The following is a 20,033-nucleotide window of genomic DNA, read 5'->3' as shown; positions in this document are numbered from 1 at the left end:
AGGTGCTCAGGTGCTTGGGTGTTTAGTGCTCAGGTTGATTGGCACTCAGATTCGCTTGGGCGTTGCGCCGCAGCATCTCAGGCTTGATCCGGCGTAGAGCAGAGCCTTGGAAGCGCTCGTCCCACTGCTCAGGGGTAATCTGAGCCAGTTCGCTCAAACTGGGGGCCAGATTCTGAGCGTAAGGCTGAAAGTCAGGAACATCTGTGGGCTTAGCGAAGCGTTGGTTCCAGGGACAGACATCCTGGCAGATATCGCAGCCTGCCACCCAGTTGTGCATTTTGTCTGCAATCTCGCTGGGCAGTTCAGGCGCTCGGTTCTCGATCGTGTGGTAGGCAATGCAGCGGCGCGCATCCACCGTGAAGGGCTGCACAATCGCGTTGGTGGGGCAGGCGTCGAGACAACGAGTGCAGCTGCCGCAGTGCTCAGTGTGGGGCTGATCCGATTCCAGTTCCAGGGTCGTCAGAACTTCACCCAGAAACAGCCAGGAGCCATAGTCGCGGCTAATCACATTGCCGTGCTTCCCAACCCAACCAATACCCGCTCGTTGGGCCCAGGCTTTGTCCTGAACCGGGCCAGTGTCAGCATAGAAGCGGGTTTTGATGTCTTCGGCTTGCGCTTCTAACCAGGTTGATAGAGCTTTGAGCCGTTTGGAGAGCACGCGGTGGTAGTCGCGGCCCCAGCCGTAGCGCGAGATTTTGGCATGGTTGGGATCCTGCGAGTGCTCATGCGGTGTGTAGTAATTCAGCGCTACACAAATCAGAGATTTGACGCCCGGTAATACCTGGATAATCTCTTGGCGGCGTGGGTCACTCATCCAGGCCATGTCTGCCTGCTGGCCAGCAGCCAGCCAAGCTTGCAATTGCGCAAGGCCCGGTTGCTCGCTGTTAACTGTGGCGATGCCCACGCGGTGAAAGCCTAGCTCTTGGGCTTTCTGCTTGATCTGAAGGGCCGAGGGCCGGTTCATAGCCAATTCAAAAAGCTATTCAAAAAGCCAATCTAAAAAGCTAATCCAAAAAGCCAGGCCACAAACTCTGGGCAGCTAGCTTGAAGTTCTTAGAGATAAGCAGTTGCAAGCTGAGCAGCATGCCTTCTTCAATCATGTCTCAGAATTATGTCTCAGGTTTTGTAAATGGCCACTGCTGCTTGGTAACCCATTAGCAGCCAGTTAGTTGAGAGAGCACACGAAGGACTGCCCCTACAAGTTTGAGGTTTCTAATTGCAACCCCCCTGCTTTAGCCGCCGTGATGGTGAATCAGATACCAGCGGCCTGCTAGTTGCTCAAAAATATTGGTGGCGCTGGTGCGGAAGCGGCCCGACCGACCCTCGACCGACTGCTGGATATTTTCGACTAGGGTGACGAGCGCAATATTCTCGTAGACCTCCAGCATCACGTCTTCCAGGTCAATCTTGATGTCGTCTGTGTTGCGGAAAATCTGCTCCCAAGACTGTCGCACTGCAGGCCAACCGCGCAGCGTCGAAGTCCGGCCTGGATGAATACAACGCACCGAGCTGCCTTTGGACCAAATCTCGGTCATGGCTTCGATATCTTTCTCAGCAAAAGCCCGGTAGAACGATTGGTTGGCCTGTAATACGGCAGCTTCGGTGCTTAGATCCATCACAGAGCGCTAAAAGAGGGTGAGAAACGGTTAGGGAATCTGGCGCACGACGGGCTGGCCATCCTTGATTTCGCCTACTAGGACGATAGTAGCTAAACCAATGAACAAGCCATTTTCGAGCACGCCAGGAATGTTGTTGATTGTCTTCTCCAACTCAGCAGGGTCGGAAAGGTTCTCAAATGTTACATCTAACACCATGTTGCCTTGGTCAGTAATCACTGGCCCGTCTTTTCTAATGCCCATGCGCAAGTCCGGCTTACCGCCCAGGGCTATAAGGGCACGAGTCACTGGTGCGACTGCCATTGGTAAAACTTCGACTGGCAAGGCAAAAGTAGAGCCCAGCCGGTCCACCAATTTTGATTGGTCCACAACGACGATGAACTCTTTGGCAAGGGCATCGACAACTTTTTCACGAGTGTGAGCAGCGCCGCCGCCTTTGATCAAATTCAGTTGCGGATCGACTTCGTCAGCGCCGTCAATGGCCAGGTCAATCGAGTCAACATCATCCAGCGTAATCAGCGGAATGCCATGCTGTTTTGCCAACACCGATGCTTGAAACGAAGTGGGAATCCCTCGGACGTTGGTGAGGCTACCGGAGCGCAGCCGTTCACCGATGGTGGCAATGGCAAAGGCGGTGGTGGAGCCGGTTCCTAGCCCAAGCACAGTATTTGATTGCACCCGCTCAGCAGCAGCTTGGCCCACTAATTGTTTGAGCAGCTTAGTTTGGTCGGCAGCTTCGGTCATAAAGGTTCTCGCATTCCCACTCGCGGATTCCAGAGCCAGTTTATGACGAATTTCCGGCGTTATCGTCACAAATACTCACGGACAGGCTTTATAGGCTTTATAGGAGATGCGCATAAAGCTGGGTACACCGTGCGCGACCTGTTAACTGCAATCGATGACAAGCTAGAGCTGTGCGGGGTTAGGGTTGCGAATCAAAAGACTACGGTGCATTTTGCCCCTCAGTACGGTGTGAGCGGTGAGATTAAACGTGAGGTCAATGAACCTGAAGACCTGTACTCGCTATTTGAGTGCTGCCCTGAATCGTGGCGAAGAACCTGATGTTCTATTCCAGACCCTAACTGAGGAGTTATATCAGGCGCTAAAGGTTGACCGCTGCACGTTGTGGTGTTTGGAAGCAGAGCAATGGCTGTTGCGTTGGGAGGCCCACAACCCAGAATGCTCGCCTCCCTGGCGAGGTTTTAGCTGTCACTTGCACCAACTAAAGCCTTGGCCGGGCTATGCCCGGTTGCTTCAGGGTCAGGTGCTCCATGTGAGCGACCAGATGGGCGACCGGCATTTGCTGAAAGGAGACCAACTCCAGGGCCATCGGCAGCAGGCTCAAAAGTTGAAGTTGCCGCTTGATCTGGAGTATCGGGGCTATCTGCTAGTTCCCATTTTTGCAAAAGGGCAACTTGTTGGGTTGCTGGGGTTGTTTCAAGTTGCCCAACCGCTCCACTGCACGCGGGCGCAAATTAGCAACTTTAAACAGTTAGCTGAATTAGCGGGTATTGCCTTTATTCAAGCTGAGAGCCAACGGGTTTTGAGCCAGGCGCAGGCAGAAGTTGAACAGGAGCAGAGCCAACAGCTGCAACTCCAGACAGCACTGCGGCAGGAGCAAACAGAGCGTCAGAGGCTGGAAGATACGCTGCGAGAAAGTGAGGCGCGCCTACTTACTCTGGTTGAGAACTTGCCATTTGATTGCTGGGTTTGCGATGTCAAGGGTCGGTATCTTCTGCAAAATGCGTCTGACTTGGAGCACTGGGGCGATTTGACTGGAGGCTCTGAAAAGGAAGGCAAACCGTCAGAAACTCCCGTCCAATGGCAAAACAATCACCGTCGAGCGATGGCCGGAGAAGTGGTGTGGGATGAAGCAGTTTATCCAGTTCGTGGTGAACTGCGGACCTTCTTCAGCATCCTCGCTCCAGTTCGCCAAGGCGATGAGATTCGAGGAATTTTGGGAGTCAGTATCGATATCACTGAGCGCAAGCAAGCGGAGGAAGCTCTGCTGCAAGCGAAGCTGACCCAAGCGATTAATCAGCAATTAAAGCAAGAGATTGTTGACCGTGAACAAGCCGAGGAAGCCCTACGCCAGAGTGAAGCTCGCTATCGGGCCATTGTGGAAGATCAGAGTGAGCTGATCTGCCGTTACTTGCCTAACACCACGCTGACGTTTGTCAACGGATCTTACTGCCGTTACTTTGGTCAGCCTCGTGAGAGTTTGCTGGGACAGAGTTTCCTGCAATTTGTACCTGAGCAGGGGCGTGCGGGACTTTTGGCCTACATTGCCAGCTTCAATCCCCAACGGCCTGTATCAACCTATGAGCACGAGGTTCTGGGAGCAGATGGCAAGCTTTACTGCCAGCAGTGGATTGACCGGGCAATTTTTGACGAACAGGGGCACCTACTCGAAATTCAAAGTGTGGGGCGCGATATTAGTGCAGCAAAGCAGCTCGAAGCAGAGCGGCGGCAGGCGGCAGAGGCTCTGCGCCAGAGTGAAGCTCGCTATCGGGCCATTGTTGAAGAGCAGACTGAAATGATCTGTCGCTACTTGCCTGATACCACGCTGACCTTTGTCAATGAAGTCTACTGCCGTTACTTTGATCGGTCTTCTGAGAGTTTGCTCGGACAGAGTTTCTTGCAATTCATTCCCGAGCAGGAGCATGCTGCCGTCCGGGCTTATGTTGCAACGCTCAGTTCGGGGCAGCCTGCCTCAACCTACGAGCATTATGTTCTAGGAGCGGATGGCGAATTCCACTGGCAGCACTGGACGGACCGAGCAATTTTTGACGAACAGGGGCACCTGATCGAAGTTCAATGTGTGGGGCGTGATATCACTGCCGCCAAGCAGCTTGAAGCAGAACGCAAACGGACTGAGGAGCAGATGCGCTTGCTTCAAAGAGCGGTCGAGCAAAGCCTTGATGCGGTGCTGATTACTGAGGCTGAACCGCTCGATCCACCGGGTCCCCGCATTCTCTTCGTCAACTCAGCTTTTACCAAGATAACTGGCTACACGGCGGCGGAGGCATTGGGTCAGTCGCCCCGCTTCCTCCAAGGTTTGAGGACTGACCGGCGCGAACTGGACCGGCTGCGAGTGGCACTTGAAGCCTGGCAACCAGCAACGGTCGAGCTGCTCAACTATCGCAAAGATGGCAGTGAGTTCTGGGTCGAGTTGAACCTTGTTCCTATTGCTGATGCTGAGGGCTGGTATACCCACTGGTTGTCGATTCAGCGGGACATTACCGAGCGCAAGCGGACCGAAGCGCTGGAGCAAACCAACCGGGAGTTGCAGGTTACCAACGCTAATCTCAGCCGCTTGGAGAAGCTCAAGTCTCAATTGGTGGCGACGGTTAGTCACGAGATTCGCATGCCGATTACGACATTGCATACCGCTTTTGATGCGCTCAATCTGATGCTGCCGGAGCTGCCTGCCAAGGCTGAAACGGTAGTCAAACTGGCTCACGGGGAATCGCTGCGCCTGGTTCGTTTGGTCAATGACCTGCTTGATTTCTCGCAGCTCGATGCAGGCACTTATCGCTGGCAGGATGAACTGGTTGATTTGAATACGGTGTTGACCCGTTCGGTCTTGGCTACTCAAGCGCTTTATGAGCGGTTTGGTCTCAGCTTAGTCTGTTCGCTGCCGGAGCCTGGGTTGCAGATTTGGGGGGATGGCGAGCGCTTGGTCCAGGTGGTTGTGAACCTGCTAGACAATGCTGCCAAGTTCAGTCCACCTGCGGGACGAGTAGAGCTGACCCTTAGCAGTCAAGGTGCTTATGCGCTGGTAGCGGTGCGAGACCAGGGACCTGGGATTGCGCCTGAGCACCGAGAGGCTATTTTTGAGCTGTTTAACCAGTTGGGTCCCTCTAAGCAACGGCCTAAAGGGATTGGCTTGGGCCTGCACTTGTGCCGTCAAATTGTGCACCATCACGGCGGCAAGATTACGGTTGAGACTCAGCCGAATCAGGGCAGCACTTTTAAGGTTCTGCTGCCGTTGCAGAAGTATGCCAAGGGGACGGGACGGGCGTTTGATTAGCCCCCGAAATGATCTAAGGTGTATGGTACTGCTCATTTTCAGCCAATCTTTATGTCTTTCAGACCCCTTGTGAGCCTGGCTGTGGCCTTGGTGCTGGTGTTGGTGACTTGGAGCAAACCAGCGTTTGCAACGGTGCAGGTGCCTTTATCGGATATTTCTTACCATGAGTGCCCTGCGGAGGTTGCGGCGGGCACGGTGAGCAGTGGTACCTCGGTGGCTGCGAGTTGCTTCATCGTCACAGGTAAGACGACTAATAAAACTGGTAAGCCAATTACCAATGCCGATATCTTTGGCCGGATCTACGATGCCAATGGTGATTCGGTGATGCAGAACCGCACTCGCCTGGGTTCGATTGATGAGGTGCCTCCGGGCGAAGGTACGTTTGAGCTACGCATTACGGTTCCCAAGAACCAACCGACGCCTCTGCAATTGAAGCAGTTTAAGGCGGCTGGTTTTGTGGGTGCGGTGCGACGCTTGGATTACATGCAAGATGAATGAGCCATCATTAATTCACCCTAATTGACGCTGCAAATACAGCAAATCCCGGTAGGGGCGAGGTTTCCTCGCCCTTAGTTTTTTGAGGTTACGTCAATTCGCTTAATGGGTGGGATAGATGGCTCAAAGGGCGAGGAAATCTCGCCCCTACTGCGTTCGGCAGGCTGAATTAGGTAAGCGGAAGCTTGAATTGGAGGAGTGTTTTCTGATTTCGGATGAGCGTTCTTTGATTTCGCTGGTCCGTTTCAAGATTCCGGAGAAGTGTTTCAAGATTCCGGAGGAGTGTTTCAAGATTCCAGGACAGCGTTCTTTGATTTCGGAGGAGTCTTGTAAGATTTCGTTTAAAGATTTTGGGTGACTGAATCTGTAAATTCACGCACGATTTTAGGCTTGCTTGCAACTTGCTGGATCCACAATAGTAAGTAGTACCCGCAAGAGCCCGCCAGAGAAAGAGCAAGTGCCCCGACAGCCTAAATTTAGCTACACAAGCTAAGCTTTGTAATCTAGCTTAATAAGCTGCGAAAGCAAGTTTTGTTTGTATAGCCCTAACCTGTAGCTTGAAGGCGCTCTGGCTTGAGAATACTAAGGAACAACACTGATAGAACTAAATTGGCGAAAGTGTTGGTCAAAGGCAAAGGCTTCAGTCATATTGAGCTTCGTCATGACTACTTTGCTCGTGCAGTCTGTAAAACTCCATTCCTTATTTGAGAATTGACTGAAGACTTGCCAGGTTTGTTGTATGTCAGCCTCGCTCAGATAATAAATCTGAGCAAGCGTGCTTGCAAAAAACTCTTCTCCTAGAGCAAGTGCTCGTGGAGTTTGTCTTCGCGTCCTCAGCAACGTCAGTGTCTCATTCACAACGTAATCAGTAGTCAGGAGAGGTTGAGAGTTTTGACTGAGCCAGAGAGATGCGGCCTTATGGTTAGCGTCCGACTGCATGACACTGGCAAACCAGGCACTAGTGTCTACAAAAATCATGGTTCGCCATATTCACCATAGAGAACCTGGTCATGGTCTTGCCCTGAAAACTCAGTATCGTCGTTCTCAGAGGGTAGGGCTGCAATTGCTGCCAGAATTTGCGCAGGGCTCCTATCGTTTTCCTCTAGTTCTTTGACGATGACAATGACTTCAACTCTGGTTCCTTCCGCCAACTTAATTGGCTGAGTGGGACGAAGGACACCTTGTTCGTAGACTGCTTGAATCGTTGTCGTCATCGCTCGTCTCCCTGGGGTCTCAGTTTGAATATAAGGCAGCTCGGCAGGGAGTGGTATCTATGCTCCTTTGCCCTGAGCTGCCCTCTACTCATGCAATTGGATTAGTAGCCCAGGGGGTGGGCTAACTTTTCTCGCTTCTGGGTTTACTTCTGGCCTTACTTCTAGAGCAGTGTTTCAAGACTGTGTGTTTGGGGTCTTGTCTGCCTTCAGGATTCACTCAAGGTTCACTTTTTTTGTGCCATTCGCCGTCATCACCTTTTTCGTAGTCGCGCTTGACCGCACTCCAGGCCACGCGAAAGGCGCGTTCTTCTTCGGCGTATTCCTCCTCCGCGTGGTTGAACGTAGCTAGAAAGATTTCCTGCGCATGTTTGGGCAGGTGATCTTTCACAGCATCCGGCAAATCATCGAGTTCTTGATAAGGCATGGTGAATTCTCCAAGCAACGTTTGTTAATGGGTTTTCATTAGTCTTCATCGCGCTTCGACCTCTTATTCGGCCCCCTTAGAGGTCTGAGGTAATCAGCTTCTCAATCAGCTCCACAACCCCTGCACCACGAGCTGCCTCAGTCACCCAATCGCAGTGTTCTCTGAGCATGGGTAGGGCATTGGCAACTGCCACCGAGTAGCCACACAGATCTAGAAACGCCTGATCATTCTCGGCATCGCCCACGCCCACCACAGCATCAGCGGACAGCGCTAAATCCTTCAGGGCAACTTGCAAACCAGCGGCCTTGTCGAGCCCAGCAGGCAAAACCATCACTGCGTCTTTATTGAGAATTACCTGCCAGTCCAGACTCAACTCATTGAGGACTGCTTGCACAGTCGTTTCATGGGGATGCCAGGTAGCCACAATGACCCGCCCCAGCGACAGCGGCTCAACGCCTCGCTCTTGCAACTTCTGCACAAACACCTTGGGTGATGGCTCACTCAGCAGCTTCTCCTGGCGAGTCACTGGCGAGTAGAGCAGTGCCCCATTTTCAGCAATTACATAATCAAATAGATCGACTTGAGCAAAGACCCGCAACAGATCATCTAGTTGTCGCCCCGTCACCAGAATCAATTGACGTCCAGAATCACGCAGACGTCTTAGTGCTGCCAGGGTTGACTCCTCCACTTGGCCGTCAGTCGCAAGGGTGCCATCGTAATCAGAAGCCAGGGCAAGATAACGCATCAGAATTGATTTTTATCTGCCATAAGTTTGGCGTTTTTTCTGAAAATTCTGCAAAGCGCTCACGAATCTAAGGCTAAAGAAGCGCTTTAACCTCTGCCGCCTATCTTTAGAAGGATCACCTTAGCAATTGACGCCTTTTTTAAAATCAAAAAACGTAGTTGGCACGACATTCCGTAGTTGTACCCATAGGCAGACAAAGCAGGTGGGTCCCGTTAATAGGATAGGGACATAACAAGCCGTCACACTATTTGCGAGTTACTAACATGGCTACTAAATCTCCAACTCAACCTAAAACTTCTCCCGCAATCAGCAACGCTGATCAACTGACAACCACCTACGACCGCAATGCCGTTCGCTTTGGTTGGACCCCCCAAGCCGAGATCTGGAACAGCCGTTTTGCCATGCTGGGCTTCACGGCCTACCTGCTGTGGGACTTCGCAGGCTACAGCGTCGCCCGTGACATCCTGCAACTGACCGGCAATGCCCAAGCTATTCCTAGCTCCTTGGTGCTGGCTGTTGTCGTATTGTTGGGTGCGCTTGGCTTCATCATCCCCAGCATGACCCCTAATGCTGAAACCGCTGTTGACCCCTTGGATCCTGCCCACAGCCGTAACGCCTGGATTTTGGGTTGGAACTGTCAGCAAGAGCTTTGGAATGGCCGTTTCGCAATGATCGGTTTCGTTGCTTACCTCCTGTGGGATTTGGCTGGTTACAGCGTGGTCCGCGACCTGCTGCACTTGGCATAAGTCACTGCGCTTAACTTACGCAGTAAGTTAAGCGTTTAAGCCCTGCAAACCCTGTTTTGTCAGTCGCTATTTGGTAGCTAAATATACGATTGAGCTGGTAGCTCTGGGACATCCCGGAACTGCCAGCTCACCGAGTTTTAGGTGGTAAAAGTTTAGGTAGCAAAAAACGCTTCGAGAGAGACCCTCAATGCGTGACCTCGTTGAAGATCTCAAAACCAATATCGCTTCGTTTTTATTCGAGGACTCCCAGTCGCTGATCGATTCGACGGAATGGGCTTTAGATGCAGTCAAGTTCACCGCCTGGAGCCCAGAGCCAGAGGCCACGCTCACTGACCCAGCCGACATTCTGCAACTGCGGGCAGAGCTAAAACTGATTGCGGCTTTGGAAGAGATTTATGTCTATGTCTACTTCAGCCAACCGGAAAAAGGTTGCTTTGTCTGGCACTACTTAGAACTGCGACCCAGGCCTGACAGCAAGAAGATTATGGTGTTCCGGGGACAAGAGACTCAAATCTTTTGGGACGCCTCGATCCCAAAGAGCTACCGAGACCTGACTGAGTACCTGTGCAATCGGTTGGCTGGCCAGGAATTTGACTATTAGGGTTTGGCTTGAAGGTTTGGCTCGAAGGTTCGACTTGATTTGACTTGAAGTTTAGCTATGTCAAATCCGCTTCAAATTCGACCTTCATTCACTCCTGCATTCACTGAGCCAAGGCTGACGACTATGCTGGTCTGAGAGCTGTTTGAGAAAGGCTAGTAGAAAAGGCCAGTGTAGGGACGCAGGGAGCAGTGTGTGGCTGAGCGGCAGCAGGGCAAGAGACAGGGCGAGAGACAGGGCGGTTACAGGGGCCTAGCTCTGGGGTTGGTTTGGGTCGTCGCCAATGCTGTTGCAGGGGCGGTGGTTGGTGCCTTGGAAGGCGGAGGGCTCCAGTTTTTTGCAACGCTGGTCCTAACCGGCTTCGTGCTGGGTACTGCTCAGTGGTTGGTTCTGCAATTGCTTCTGCCCCGCTTGCTCCGACCGGCGATCTGGTGGATTGTGGCCACTGGCTTGGGCTGGTTTGTGGGCATTACCCTGTCGATTATGGTCAATGGTGTGCTCGACCCGCTAATCGACCGACTCACGGCGCTGGGGGGCTCGGGCGTGTTCTGGCTCAACGTGTTGACACGGCCCATCCCCACGGCATTACTAGGGGTTGGCCAATGGCTGATTCTGCGTCGTCACCTGCAACCGTCGGGCGAGTGGATCCTGGCCAGTGCGCTGGGCGGTGCAGTCCAGGGCGGCGTGGGGGCAACCGTTTGTGCTGTGGCCTGTCAACCGCTAGCGAGAGCGGCAGGCAGCAACCTAGCTGACGAACTGGCAACGGCTGTGGCTTATGGCTCAGGTTGGGCAGGCTACGGCCTAGTGACTGGGCTCTTTCTGGTCTGGCTGTGGCGCAATCACCGCTTCATTGGCTCTTAAGTACTTCTCTTACTGCTGAGTCTCACTGCTATCTCACGGCTAAGAGAAGGGCTTAGAGAAATTAGAAATCCGGGTCTAAGCAGGACGGGTTGCCTGCTTGACTGGGCGACCTTGCCAGACATTGAGGCCAAGCCCAGCCAGCACCAGAAGTGCGGCAATGCCTTTGATCGGGCTCAATTGCTCGTTGAGAACCAGTGCGGCGGAGAGTAAACCGAAGATGGGCACGAGCAGCGAGAACGGAGCCACGAGGTTGGCTTTGTAGCGCCTGAGCAACCGGCCCCAAATTGCAAAGCCGACCACAGTGGACAGGAAGGAAATATAAACTAGAGCACTGATGCCGCGCCAGCTGATGTGGGTGAGGGCACTAGAGATCTGGGCTGGCCCTTCAAAAAGCCAGGAAAGGGCAAACAGCGGCAGCGGCGGCACAATGCTGACCCAAACAATCAACCGGAAGACATCGGGTGGGTTGGCGCGTTTCATCAAAATATTCGAGACTCCCCAGAAGGCCGCGGCCAGCACAGTGAGACCGATGGCCTGGATGGGGCCACTCTGTCCAGCTTCCACTGCCAGCAACCCAATGCCAGTGAAGGCAACACCCATGCCAATCAGTTGCAACAGGCGGGGCCTCTCGCCCAACGTGACCGAAGCGAACAGAATCGTGAAAAAAGCTTGGGCCTGAAGCACCAGGGAGGCCAGACCTGCGGGCATGCCACCCCAAACCGGCAGAGCTGACATGCCAATGAACAGCAGCCCAAACTTGGCAACCCCCAAGGCGAGGCCAATGCCGATGATGTAGCGCCAAGCCACCCGTGGCGGACCGACAAAGAAAACCAGCGGTACAGCCGCCAGGGCAAAACGCAAGGCGGAAAACAGCAGTGGTGGAAAGCTGTCGAGACCGACCTTGATCACGACAAAGTTGAAGCCCCAAATGGCCATTGTCATGACCGCGAGGGCGACGTCTCTAGGCGACATAAGCAAGCGGGGAGAGAGAATTTGGGAGCAGGGGTTTACCCGTACAGAGGTTTCAGCCAGGAGGGTGCATGCAGCGATTTTGGGGTGCTTTGCTAGTGGCTGGGTCGGGGGTGGCCTTTGGCACAATGCCGATTCTGGCGCGTATAGCCTATGACGCAGGCGCCAACCCAACCACAGTCCTGTTCTTGCGCTTTGCCATTGCTGCGGTCTGCATGGTGCTGGTGATGGGGAGCCGCAATTTGGCTTGGCCGCGTGGTCGAGTGCTGCTGGGTTTAGTGCTGATGGGTGGGCTGGGCTTTGTCTTGCAATCTCTGGCTTACTTTACCGCATTGACTTTGGCATCAGCTGGCTTAGTAGCCCTGCTGCTCTACCTGTATCCAGCCATCGTGACCTTGCTCTCAGCGCTGCTGCTGAAGGAGCGCATGACCAAAACTAAAATCAGCGCCCTCACTCTGGCGTTGGTGGGTACGGCGCTGACCATTGGCCCCAATCAGGGCGGCAGCCCCTTGGGAATTGCTTTGGGAATTGCCTCTGCCCTAATCTATTCGGTCTACCTGCTAGCGGGAGACCGGCTGCTGAAACAGGTGGCTGCGGTGCCTGCTTCCAGCGTGATCATGGCCTCGGCTGCGGTCGTCTTTGGTGGCTTGGTGGCGGTGCAAGGCGCACAGTTTCCCGCTACGGCTGTGGGTTGGGCTGCAATCTTGGGAATTGCTCTGGTTTCAACTGTCCTGGCAATTGTGGCGCTTTTGGCTGGTCTGGAGCGGGTCGGGCCAACCAATGCCTCAATGCTCTCGACCTTAGAACCAGTGGTCACGGTGATGCTGGCAGCTTTGGTGCTGGCCGAGGCAATTACACCCTTGAGGTTGCTAGGTGGACTGCTGATTCTTCTGGCCGTTATGGTCCTAGCCCGAGGTGAACTTGGTGTTGAAACGGCTTAGAAGTTGCCTGCTTTGAGGATGATGTGACGCTTGGCGTCGAGACTGACCTTGCCCTGCTTCTGGAGTTTGGCCAGCACTCGGGTAATCGTGACTCGCGTGGTGCAGCAAGCGCTCGCTAGGTCCTCGTGGGTGAGGCGAACACTGAGCCGCGTGCCTTCAGCCACGGGTACACCGACTTCCCGCTTTAGCCAGATCAAAAGATGCTGCAAGCGCTCGGAGACGCGGATCTGCCCAGAGATTGCGAGCAGAGCTTCGGCTTGCTGTAGCCGCTGCTTCATCTGAGAGGCGAACCGACGCGATGCCTCGGGTGAGGCGTCGATTTCGGACTGGGACATGCTGACCAACTGCACAGAATCTGAAAGGGCAATCGCCTGATAGATCGGCAGGTAGGTCAAATCAGAGCCAAAGGGCATGCCGGGTCCGGCAAAGCCAACCAAGATTTCTTCGCCCTTGCTGGCCAGGGTGGTTAGCTTGACTAAACCTTGCTTGACCTGCCAAACCATCTGCGGCTTGATCGGGATCGCCTCGCCTTTGTGATAGGTCTGCGCCAGTTGCTCTTCGGCTTCCGGCTCCTGGATCGCTGGCGCTTGCCTGTCGTGCCAACTGGTGACATCGCGGACCAACCAGCGCAGGTCACCTGGCTGGCCCAAGGGGTTGCAGATCGCGGTTGCCGTGAGTGAGGCATTAAAGACGCGCCCATTGCCAGCGCGCAAACGGATCTGCCACACGCGTACCGGCTCGGTCCAGTCAGTGTGGAGCACTTGAGAGCGGAAGGTCCAGCTTTCGGTCTCCTGCACCAGGCTGAACAAGCGCTTGCCGACCAAGGACTGCTGCGGGATTGCTAGGATCGCGGCTGCGGCTCGGTTGGCGCTCTGGATCACGCCTTCGCTAGTTGTCTCTAAGTATCCATCCGAGGCAAATTCAAGCAGTTCTCGGTATTGCCGACGCTCGGCGTTTGCGGCTTGCCGAGCTGTTGCCAGTTCTTCGTTTTCCTTTAGCAGCTTCTCGTTCTGCTGGCACAGACCCTCGGCAACAACTTGCAATTTTTCTGAGGCAATCCCCAAGTTTCTAAAGACAAGGGGCAATCGACTGGGTTGCTGTATAGAGGTTTGGCTAGCCTGTTCGCACAGCTCAGCTAACTGTCCATGCATCAACTGAATTTGTCGATCAAAAGTTTCTAATCTCGTTCTAGCTGTCATTTGCTGATTTCCCTGACGCTTAAAAACTTTGACGCACAAAAAGGACACACAAATATGTGCCTGCCATTCTTTACCGGCAGGCTACGGACAACCTCGCACCTCAGGCCATGTTTGTTTTCGTTGACCTGTATTTCTGTATGCAGGGCGCTAAAACCCACTTTTCATCTTGGTCATGATTAAACCGTTTTTGTATGGTTAGCTTAAGGGATAGCACCCTACGCACTTAGCTGTAACTTTTTAGCTCTGTCTTTTGGCTAGTTACTGTGAACTGGGGTAGAGTTCACGCTCTCAAAACTGGCAGCTAAGTCTACAGCTAGATCGTTACTCTTCTAATTGTGTCTATAAACTCAAATTAAATCGGTACGTTAATGCACCTATGAAGCTTTTTATTAAAAAAGCTGGTTGTTTGTGTACGGTAACGTACGAATAGCAGAGCTTTTGATACCTTGTAGAGAACGTTAGCGTACATATGAGACGCTTCTAATCATGTATGGTTAGTATGTGATAATAGGGAAATGATGCCCTATTGATTGGCTGAAGTAGCTTGCTCTTTATAAGGCTTGCCTGTTGGTATTAGAATCGAATTTCCAAAACTCTCTTCGAAACAGTCAGGCCTCTTCTAAAGCCTAACTAATCGGGCAGAAATGTCTTTGTATTTTTTTAAGGTTTGTGTCCCAAACGTCTCTTTCTACTCAAAATCGCCTGCTCGCTGCTCTACCGGATGAAGACTATCAGCGACTTGCTGCTCACCTTGAGCCTACCTTGCTTCCCAGTGGTCGAATTCTCTACGAAATTGGCCAACCGATTGAGCAGGTCTACTTCTTAAATAAGGGGATGATCTCCCTGGTTCTAACCGCAGAAGATGGCTCCATGGTTGAAGCTGGGGTGGTTGGACGGGAAGGGATGGCAGGGACGCCGGTGATTTGGGAGAGTTCTACCAGTAACCATCGGGCTATCGTCCAACTTCCGGGCAACGCCTTGAGTTTGCCAACTGCCCTGCTCAAGAAGGAGTTTGAACGGGGCGAAGTTCTGCAAAACCTGCTGCTGCGCTATACGCAGGGGCTATTTACTCAAGCTTCGCAGTCGGCGGTTTGCAACGCTAAACACACGATCGAGAGACGGCTGGCCCGCTGGCTGTTGATGACCCAAGACCATGCCCAAGCGGATGTCTTTCCGCTCACGCAGGAATTCATCTCTCATATGCTTGGGGTGCGTCGCGCTGGGGTGACGGTAGCGGCAGGGGGCCTGCAACGGGCCGGGCTGATTCGCTACAGTCGGGGCAAAATCACAGTGCTAAACCGGGACAGCTTGCAAGACGCTTCTTGCGAATGTTATCGAGTTGTGAAAACTGAGTTTGAGCGCCTGTTCGGCCTTGAAGGGATTGGAGACTAAGCCGAACCCCACCGCCTACAGTTCTTCCCCTTAGCAAGGGGAGGTTAGGAGGGGTCAATGTTGAGAGCTACAAAACAGAACCCCACCGCCTGCGGCACCTCCCTTAGCAAGGGGAGGTTGGAAGGGTCGTGTAGCGATTAAAGAGTGGGTTGGGATTAGGCAGTGACCAGGACAGGAAGGAAGTGTTGAATCAATGCTTCTAGTGCCTCAAGCTGGTAGGGCTTACTGAGGTAGCCATCGAAGCCTGCCTCCAAAAGCTCTCTCCAACCGCCCATCAACTCGGTTGCAGTGACGGCAATGGTTGGGATGCTTGCTGTATAAGGGTTTTTCTTAAGCAGGGAAACCAGCTCAAAACCGCTGAGGTCGGGCAGGACAATCTCTGTAAGAATCAGCGCTGGCTGGTAAAGCCGACTCAGTTCGAAAGCGCTCCTGCCATCAGCAGCAGTGATATAAGAACAGCCCAATTGGCTCAGAACGAAGTTACAAAGAAAGCGGCTGTCTTCCTGAGAATCGACTGACAGGATCAGAGGTTGATCGCCGATGATGCACTGCTCACAGGTGGAGGTACGTTGTAGGTCCATGATCTTCTGACTAACCTCCTTGGCAATCAACGTTTTCTACAGGTTTGGAGAACGCTAACAATTCGATCAATCCGACAGTAGGGCTTTAAACTTTTGACCGGAATCTTTGAATGGGACCTCTAGTCAGAGCCTTTGACCAGTGGGTCGGGTTGAGCCTTGGAATCAAAGGCATATAAGAGCAATACTAATCAATGCAGACTATCATTTCAGTACGGCAGTGTACTCAGAAGCGCATCTTACACCTTGTCGGTTGATTCTGTACGTTCTCGCGAGAAAAGATTGGTCTGAATCACTTAGCACTACAGCAGCATAACGCAGACAAATTAGTTAAATCTGAATTGCGGGATACAGTACGGCTGCCTTGCCTATATTTTTTCTCTTACGGTTGGCTACACGACAAGTCAACTTAACAATCAAAATTGCTCTAGACATCTGTAGAAAATAATCTGCAAAAGACATTGTAAAAGCAGCTTGTGTTTAAGCGCACAGCTCAGCTTTATAGTCTGGGGATTGGGGTTTGCCTATTCACCGATTTAGCCTAGGTTCAGCGCTCCATACTGAGGCACTAACGTACCAATATCGAACTTTCTTGGTTGTTTCGCTCCGGTGCGTTAGCGTACCTTTTCATCGGTCTGCTGGGCTGTATTAAGTTGTTCAAACTTTGCTTCTCATTGAGCTTGCAACTGTTCTAGAAGCTCCCTTTTAGTTAACATTAAAATTCAGGCTTTGAAACCTCTTGCTGATTTTGTAAGTAGTCTCTTCTGACTCCGACGGACTTTCAAGAGATATCTCCTGATATCCGCTTAATCATGAGGGAGCCTTGTTATTAATACTCAAACTGGCCTTCAGAACCGTCTACTTGCTGCCTTGCCTGAGGAAGACTACCAACGTCTTGCCTCCCACTTTGAACGGGTCTCGCTCTCGCGGGGTGACGTCCTTCATGAAATTGGTAAGCCAATTGAGTATGTCTATTTTTTGCATCAGGGAGCCGTTTCTCTAGTCCTGATGCTAGAAGACGGTTCAATGGCCGAAGTCGGTTTGACTGGGCGGGAAGGGATGGTGGGTCTCTCGGTCACTTGGGGTGACCTACCCCCAAACAATCTCGCTCAAGTACAGTTGCCTGGGGACGCCTTTAGACTGAAGGCCGCGCTGCTCAAGGGGGAGTTCAATCGGGGCGGGGCTTTGCAAAGTTTGCTGCTGCGCTACACCAAAGGCCTGTTCATTCAAGTTTCGCAGTCGGCAATCTGCAACAGCAGGCACATGATCGAAGAGCGGTTAGCCCGTTGGTTGCTTATGGCTCAAGACCATGCCCAATCGTCTGAGTTTCAACTCACGCAGGAATTCATTTCACAAATGCTGGCGGTTCGTCGTGCTGGGGTGACAGTCGCGGCAGGTAACCTCCAGCAGGCCGGATTGATTCGCTACAGCCGAGGCAAAATCAACGTTCTGGATTGCGAGGGTTTAGCAGCAGCTTCTTGTGAGTGCTACCGGGTTGTCAAAACAGAATTTCAGCGCTTGTTTGCTGGGGGGGAAGCAGACTAATCGTAGTCAAGAAAGGGAGGACCGGTTGAAGCAAAGCGAATCAAAGTTTTTAGACCTTCAAAATTTAGCGCCTCAACTCTCAGCTCTCAAAATCTATAGGGTTGATTGAGGAGACAGCGAAGCTATTGACAAGATCTATCGCTAGGCTTGGATCAACCTGTAGTTGGCCTGGAGTCAGCAATTCAGCCTGGGAAATTAGTACACAAACAGCACACTTGAGCGATTGTTTCTAACTTAGTACGTTATCGTACTGTGTGCGCCGACGTACCTCACTACAATTGGAGTTATTAAACCTGCACATTTGACTCAAGTTCGCAATTTATTTCTCAGAAAATTCACCTTTTAACATCGAAGCCAGGCTCCACAACCTTCTCTTGATGTTGCCAGTTGTCTTTTTCAGCTCAACTGCATTTGGAAGGAAGGTTTTTCCTCATGTTTAGAACCGCGGAGCCTTACAAAATTAGCACCCAAAATGGTCTTCAAAACCAGATTCTCGCTGCTCTGCCAAGAGAGGAGTACGAGCGGCTTACGACCCACTTGCAACTCGTCTCGCTCATCCAAGGTCAGTCCCTCTATTCACTTAGCGAGCCAATCGAATATGTCTATTTTCCGAACCACGGCGTTATTTCGCTGGTTCTGACCCTAGCAGACGGCTCAATGGGTGAGGTTGGTTTGGTTGGACGAGAGGGAATGGTCGGTCTACCCGTCATCTGGGGGAACTTGCCTCCTACCAGCCAAGCTCAGGTCCAGCTGCCTGGGGATGCCTTCAGACTAAAGGCGTCGGTACTCAGGGCAGAGTTCGGTCGTGGCACTGCTTTGCAAGGCCTGCTGCTGCGCTACACCAAAGCGCTGTTCACCCAGATTTCTCAGTCAGTCGTCTGCAACGCTAAACACACGATTGAAGAGCGGCTGGCTCGTTGGTTGCTGATGAGCCGAGACCGGGTTCAATCGGATGAGTTTCCGCTCACGCAAGAATTCATCTCCTACATGCTGGGAGTGCGTCGCGCTGGGGTGACGGTGGCGGCGGGTAGCTTGCAACGGGCAGGGATAATTCGCTACAGCCGAGGCAAAATCGCAATCCAGGATCGTGAGAGCTTAGAGGCCGTTTCCTGCGAGTGTTACCGAACTATCAAAACAGAGTTTGAGCAGTTGTTTGAGGCTATGGAAGCGGATAGCCCGCTCTAGGTGCAAGGCGTCGTCTAGAAGACCATTGAGATCTAAACAGGTCTTTTATACTGTCTTGATCAAGATTGCTTGATCAAATTTGCCTTGACCGAATTGCCTTAAGCGATCAAAGGGTGTTCCATGCCTGATCTCGCTACGCTGATCGTGTTTTGCTTGGCTGTTCTGGCTCTGCTCGCCACTCCAGGCCCGGATATGCTCTATGTCATTGCTCGCAGTGCTGGACAGGGACGCATGGCGGGTATGGTTTCGGTGTTAGGGCTTTGTGCCGGTGACTTAGTGCATATTTTTGCGGCTGCCGTGGGTCTATCGACCTTGCTCATGACCTCCGCCCTGGCCTACAAAATCATCAAATATGTGGGAGCTGCTTATCTGGTTTACCTGGGCCTGCGCATGTTGATCAGCCGCGAAGAACGAGCTGAATTTCAGGCCTCAAGTGGCGACAACTTCCTCAAAATCTTTGCCCAAGGCGCCCTTTCCAGTATGCTCAATCCCAAAGTGGCGCTGTTCTTTTTGTCTTTTTTGCCCCAGTTTATTGACCCTGCCAAAGGCCAGGTGCTGGGGCAAATTATCGCCCTGAGTTTTGCCTGGTTGCTGATCAGTCTTCTAGCCTACACCTCGTTGGCAATGGTCGCCGGAACCTTCAGCCATTGGCTACGCGGTCGCTCTAGTTTTGCCCGCTTCCAAAAGTGGTTGACCGGCAGCATTTTGGTTGGCTTAGGCTTTCGTCTAGCCCTACCCGAACAACGTTAGACCCCTGCGAGTTAATTCCTGGCAAAAGCTTGACGTAATCCCTTCACTACCTGTAACCTTTTTGACCAAGTAGCTAAACACGGACGCCACCTAGAACCTTATCCAAGCTCTAGGTGACTGACCCCCGTAGTTGCTGTTCGCAACTCGGTGGCTAGTGGGCAGTTTATCACTGCTGCTGTCAACCCTTAGTCCGATGGGGTGGGTGGTTTGGTTACGGGACGGGGCAATTCCATGCACGTTGATGGGTTGCCCTGCTACTTCACCCAATTCCAAGTTTTCTGGAGACACTGGCCATGCGTTTAACGCAGGTACTTCAGCCGCAGCTTTGCATTTCTCTCGCGCAAATTGCCAAGTTTCTAGGCATTGCCGAAAACCTAATTTGCCGGTACGAACATTGGCCTCACCAACTGTTTGTGCATCGCAGCGACCGAGGCGGACAATTCGTGAGTTATCGTGCCTTTGGCGAATGGGTCGAAGCCTGCGCCCAAAGCATCCAAGCCTGCGCCAATTTGCACGTGCTCGATTGCTTAGGCGAAATCATTCGTCGAGAGTGTCAGCGCTTTACCTATCCCCAATCCGTCATCGAATATTGGCGTCAATTGTGGCGACAACAGCACTACCAATTGCGAATTGCCGCAGCTTCTTCACTACCCCATCGCCTACCGCATCTCCCCCTGCCAAGGGGAAGTTGAGATGGGTGAAATCTGTAGCGATAAATAAGCGAGTGGGTACAACGCCTCCA

Annotated in this window: 22 protein-coding genes; 12 read left to right on the top strand and 10 right to left on the bottom strand. The window is 52.6% G+C overall.

Features of this window, described 5'->3' with window-relative positions:
- Positions 1-22: 22 nt before the first annotated feature.
- From queG to rpiA, 3 genes are all read right to left on the bottom strand, one after another.
- Positions 23-964, bottom strand: coding sequence for a tRNA epoxyqueuosine(34) reductase QueG (gene queG / locus H6F94_RS06900; RefSeq protein ID WP_190801482.1), 942 nt, complete (start codon positions 962-964; stop codon positions 23-25).
- Positions 965-1,232: 268 nt separating this feature from the next.
- Positions 1,233-1,616 (bottom strand): nuclear transport factor 2 family protein, encoded by a 384-nt coding sequence (locus H6F94_RS06895; protein WP_190801481.1) that lies wholly within the window; start codon positions 1,614-1,616, stop codon positions 1,233-1,235.
- 30 nt (positions 1,617-1,646) lie between these two features.
- Complete coding sequence (rpiA, locus tag H6F94_RS06890; protein ID WP_190801480.1) at positions 1,647-2,360, bottom strand: ribose-5-phosphate isomerase RpiA; 714 nt, start codon at positions 2,358-2,360, stop codon at positions 1,647-1,649.
- Positions 2,361-2,402: 42 nt separating this feature from the next.
- On the opposite strand from rpiA, the gene H6F94_RS06885 reads away from it, so the two are divergent.
- Genes H6F94_RS06885 through H6F94_RS06875 form a run of 3 tightly spaced genes read left to right on the top strand, consistent with a single transcriptional unit; the run spans position 2,403 to position 6,147 of the window.
- Positions 2,403-2,678: a hypothetical protein gene (locus H6F94_RS06885; protein ID WP_190801479.1), complete on the top strand. Its 276-nt coding sequence runs from the start codon at positions 2,403-2,405 to the stop codon at positions 2,676-2,678.
- Positions 2,617-5,649, top strand: coding sequence for a PAS domain S-box protein (locus tag H6F94_RS06880; RefSeq protein ID WP_190801478.1), 3,033 nt, complete (start codon positions 2,617-2,619; stop codon positions 5,647-5,649). The genes H6F94_RS06885 and H6F94_RS06880 overlap by 62 nt, the downstream gene beginning before the upstream one ends.
- Before the next feature lie 51 nt (positions 5,650-5,700).
- Positions 5,701-6,147: an FxLYD domain-containing protein gene (locus tag H6F94_RS06875; protein WP_190801477.1), complete on the top strand. Its 447-nt coding sequence runs from the start codon at positions 5,701-5,703 to the stop codon at positions 6,145-6,147.
- 579 nt (positions 6,148-6,726) lie between these two features.
- Here the strand turns inward: H6F94_RS06875 and H6F94_RS33525 are convergent.
- From H6F94_RS33525 to H6F94_RS06855, 4 genes are all read right to left on the bottom strand, one after another.
- A complete protein-coding gene (locus H6F94_RS33525; protein ID WP_190801476.1) occupies positions 6,727-7,122 on the bottom strand; it encodes a type II toxin-antitoxin system VapC family toxin in 396 nt (131 codons plus the stop codon).
- Entirely contained in the window at positions 7,119-7,358 is a 240-nt protein-coding gene (locus H6F94_RS06865) for an antitoxin family protein (RefSeq protein WP_190801475.1), read from the bottom strand. Before H6F94_RS06865 ends, H6F94_RS33525 begins: the two co-directional genes overlap by 4 nt.
- A gap of 217 nt (positions 7,359-7,575) precedes the next feature.
- Positions 7,576-7,782 (bottom strand): ChaB family protein, encoded by a 207-nt coding sequence (locus H6F94_RS06860; RefSeq protein ID WP_190801474.1) that lies wholly within the window; start codon positions 7,780-7,782, stop codon positions 7,576-7,578.
- 76 nt (positions 7,783-7,858) lie between these two features.
- A complete protein-coding gene (locus H6F94_RS06855) occupies positions 7,859-8,527 on the bottom strand; it encodes an HAD family hydrolase (protein WP_190801473.1) in 669 nt (222 codons plus the stop codon).
- Positions 8,528-8,790: 263 nt separating this feature from the next.
- On the opposite strand from H6F94_RS06855, the gene H6F94_RS06850 reads away from it, so the two are divergent.
- From H6F94_RS06850 to H6F94_RS06840, 3 genes are all read left to right on the top strand, one after another.
- Positions 8,791-9,273: a chlorophyll a/b-binding protein gene (locus H6F94_RS06850; RefSeq protein ID WP_190801472.1), complete on the top strand. Its 483-nt coding sequence runs from the start codon at positions 8,791-8,793 to the stop codon at positions 9,271-9,273.
- A gap of 187 nt (positions 9,274-9,460) precedes the next feature.
- The gene (locus H6F94_RS06845) at positions 9,461-9,874 is read left to right on the top strand and encodes a hypothetical protein (protein ID WP_190801471.1); all 414 of its coding nucleotides are present in this window, start codon (positions 9,461-9,463) and stop codon (positions 9,872-9,874) included.
- A gap of 192 nt (positions 9,875-10,066) precedes the next feature.
- Complete coding sequence (locus tag H6F94_RS06840; RefSeq protein WP_199320254.1) at positions 10,067-10,732, top strand: hypothetical protein; 666 nt, start codon at positions 10,067-10,069, stop codon at positions 10,730-10,732.
- Positions 10,733-10,807: 75 nt separating this feature from the next.
- Here H6F94_RS06840 and H6F94_RS06835 read toward each other — a convergent pair whose 3' ends face one another.
- The gene (locus H6F94_RS06835; RefSeq protein ID WP_190801470.1) at positions 10,808-11,704 is read right to left on the bottom strand and encodes an EamA family transporter; all 897 of its coding nucleotides are present in this window, start codon (positions 11,702-11,704) and stop codon (positions 10,808-10,810) included.
- A 68-nt stretch (positions 11,705-11,772) separates the two neighbouring features.
- Here H6F94_RS06835 and H6F94_RS06830 point away from each other — a divergent pair, with 68 nt between their 5' ends.
- Positions 11,773-12,642 (top strand): DMT family transporter, encoded by an 870-nt coding sequence (locus H6F94_RS06830; RefSeq protein WP_190801469.1) that lies wholly within the window; start codon positions 11,773-11,775, stop codon positions 12,640-12,642.
- On the opposite strand, the gene H6F94_RS06825 is transcribed toward H6F94_RS06830, so the two are convergent.
- A complete protein-coding gene (locus H6F94_RS06825) occupies positions 12,639-13,841 on the bottom strand; it encodes a Crp/Fnr family transcriptional regulator (protein WP_190801468.1) in 1,203 nt (400 codons plus the stop codon). The two genes, H6F94_RS06830 and H6F94_RS06825, sit on opposite strands and share 4 nt — an antisense overlap.
- A gap of 669 nt (positions 13,842-14,510) precedes the next feature.
- Between H6F94_RS06825 and H6F94_RS06820 the strand changes: the two genes are divergently transcribed.
- Entirely contained in the window at positions 14,511-15,233 is a 723-nt protein-coding gene (locus H6F94_RS06820) for a Crp/Fnr family transcriptional regulator (RefSeq protein ID WP_190801467.1), read from the top strand.
- A 155-nt stretch (positions 15,234-15,388) separates the two neighbouring features.
- On the opposite strand, the gene H6F94_RS06815 is transcribed toward H6F94_RS06820, so the two are convergent.
- Positions 15,389-15,814: a response regulator gene (locus tag H6F94_RS06815; protein ID WP_190801466.1), complete on the bottom strand. Its 426-nt coding sequence runs from the start codon at positions 15,812-15,814 to the stop codon at positions 15,389-15,391.
- 867 nt (positions 15,815-16,681) lie between these two features.
- Here H6F94_RS06815 and H6F94_RS06810 point away from each other — a divergent pair.
- From H6F94_RS06810 to H6F94_RS06795, 4 genes are all read left to right on the top strand, one after another.
- A complete protein-coding gene (locus tag H6F94_RS06810; protein WP_199320253.1) occupies positions 16,682-17,356 on the top strand; it encodes a Crp/Fnr family transcriptional regulator in 675 nt (224 codons plus the stop codon).
- 432 nt (positions 17,357-17,788) lie between these two features.
- Entirely contained in the window at positions 17,789-18,541 is a 753-nt protein-coding gene (locus H6F94_RS06805; RefSeq protein WP_190801465.1) for a Crp/Fnr family transcriptional regulator, read from the top strand.
- 120 nt (positions 18,542-18,661) lie between these two features.
- Positions 18,662-19,291: a LysE family translocator gene (locus H6F94_RS06800; protein WP_190801464.1), complete on the top strand. Its 630-nt coding sequence runs from the start codon at positions 18,662-18,664 to the stop codon at positions 19,289-19,291.
- A gap of 293 nt (positions 19,292-19,584) precedes the next feature.
- The gene (locus H6F94_RS06795) at positions 19,585-19,983 is read left to right on the top strand and encodes a hypothetical protein (RefSeq protein ID WP_190801463.1); all 399 of its coding nucleotides are present in this window, start codon (positions 19,585-19,587) and stop codon (positions 19,981-19,983) included.
- Positions 19,984-20,033 lie beyond the last annotated feature (50 nt).

The sequence above is a fragment of the Leptolyngbya sp. FACHB-261 genome (genome assembly GCF_014696065.1).
Classification (GTDB): domain Bacteria; phylum Cyanobacteriota; class Cyanobacteriia; order FACHB-261; family FACHB-261; genus FACHB-261.
This window is presented reverse-complemented; position numbering and strand designations above follow the sequence as displayed.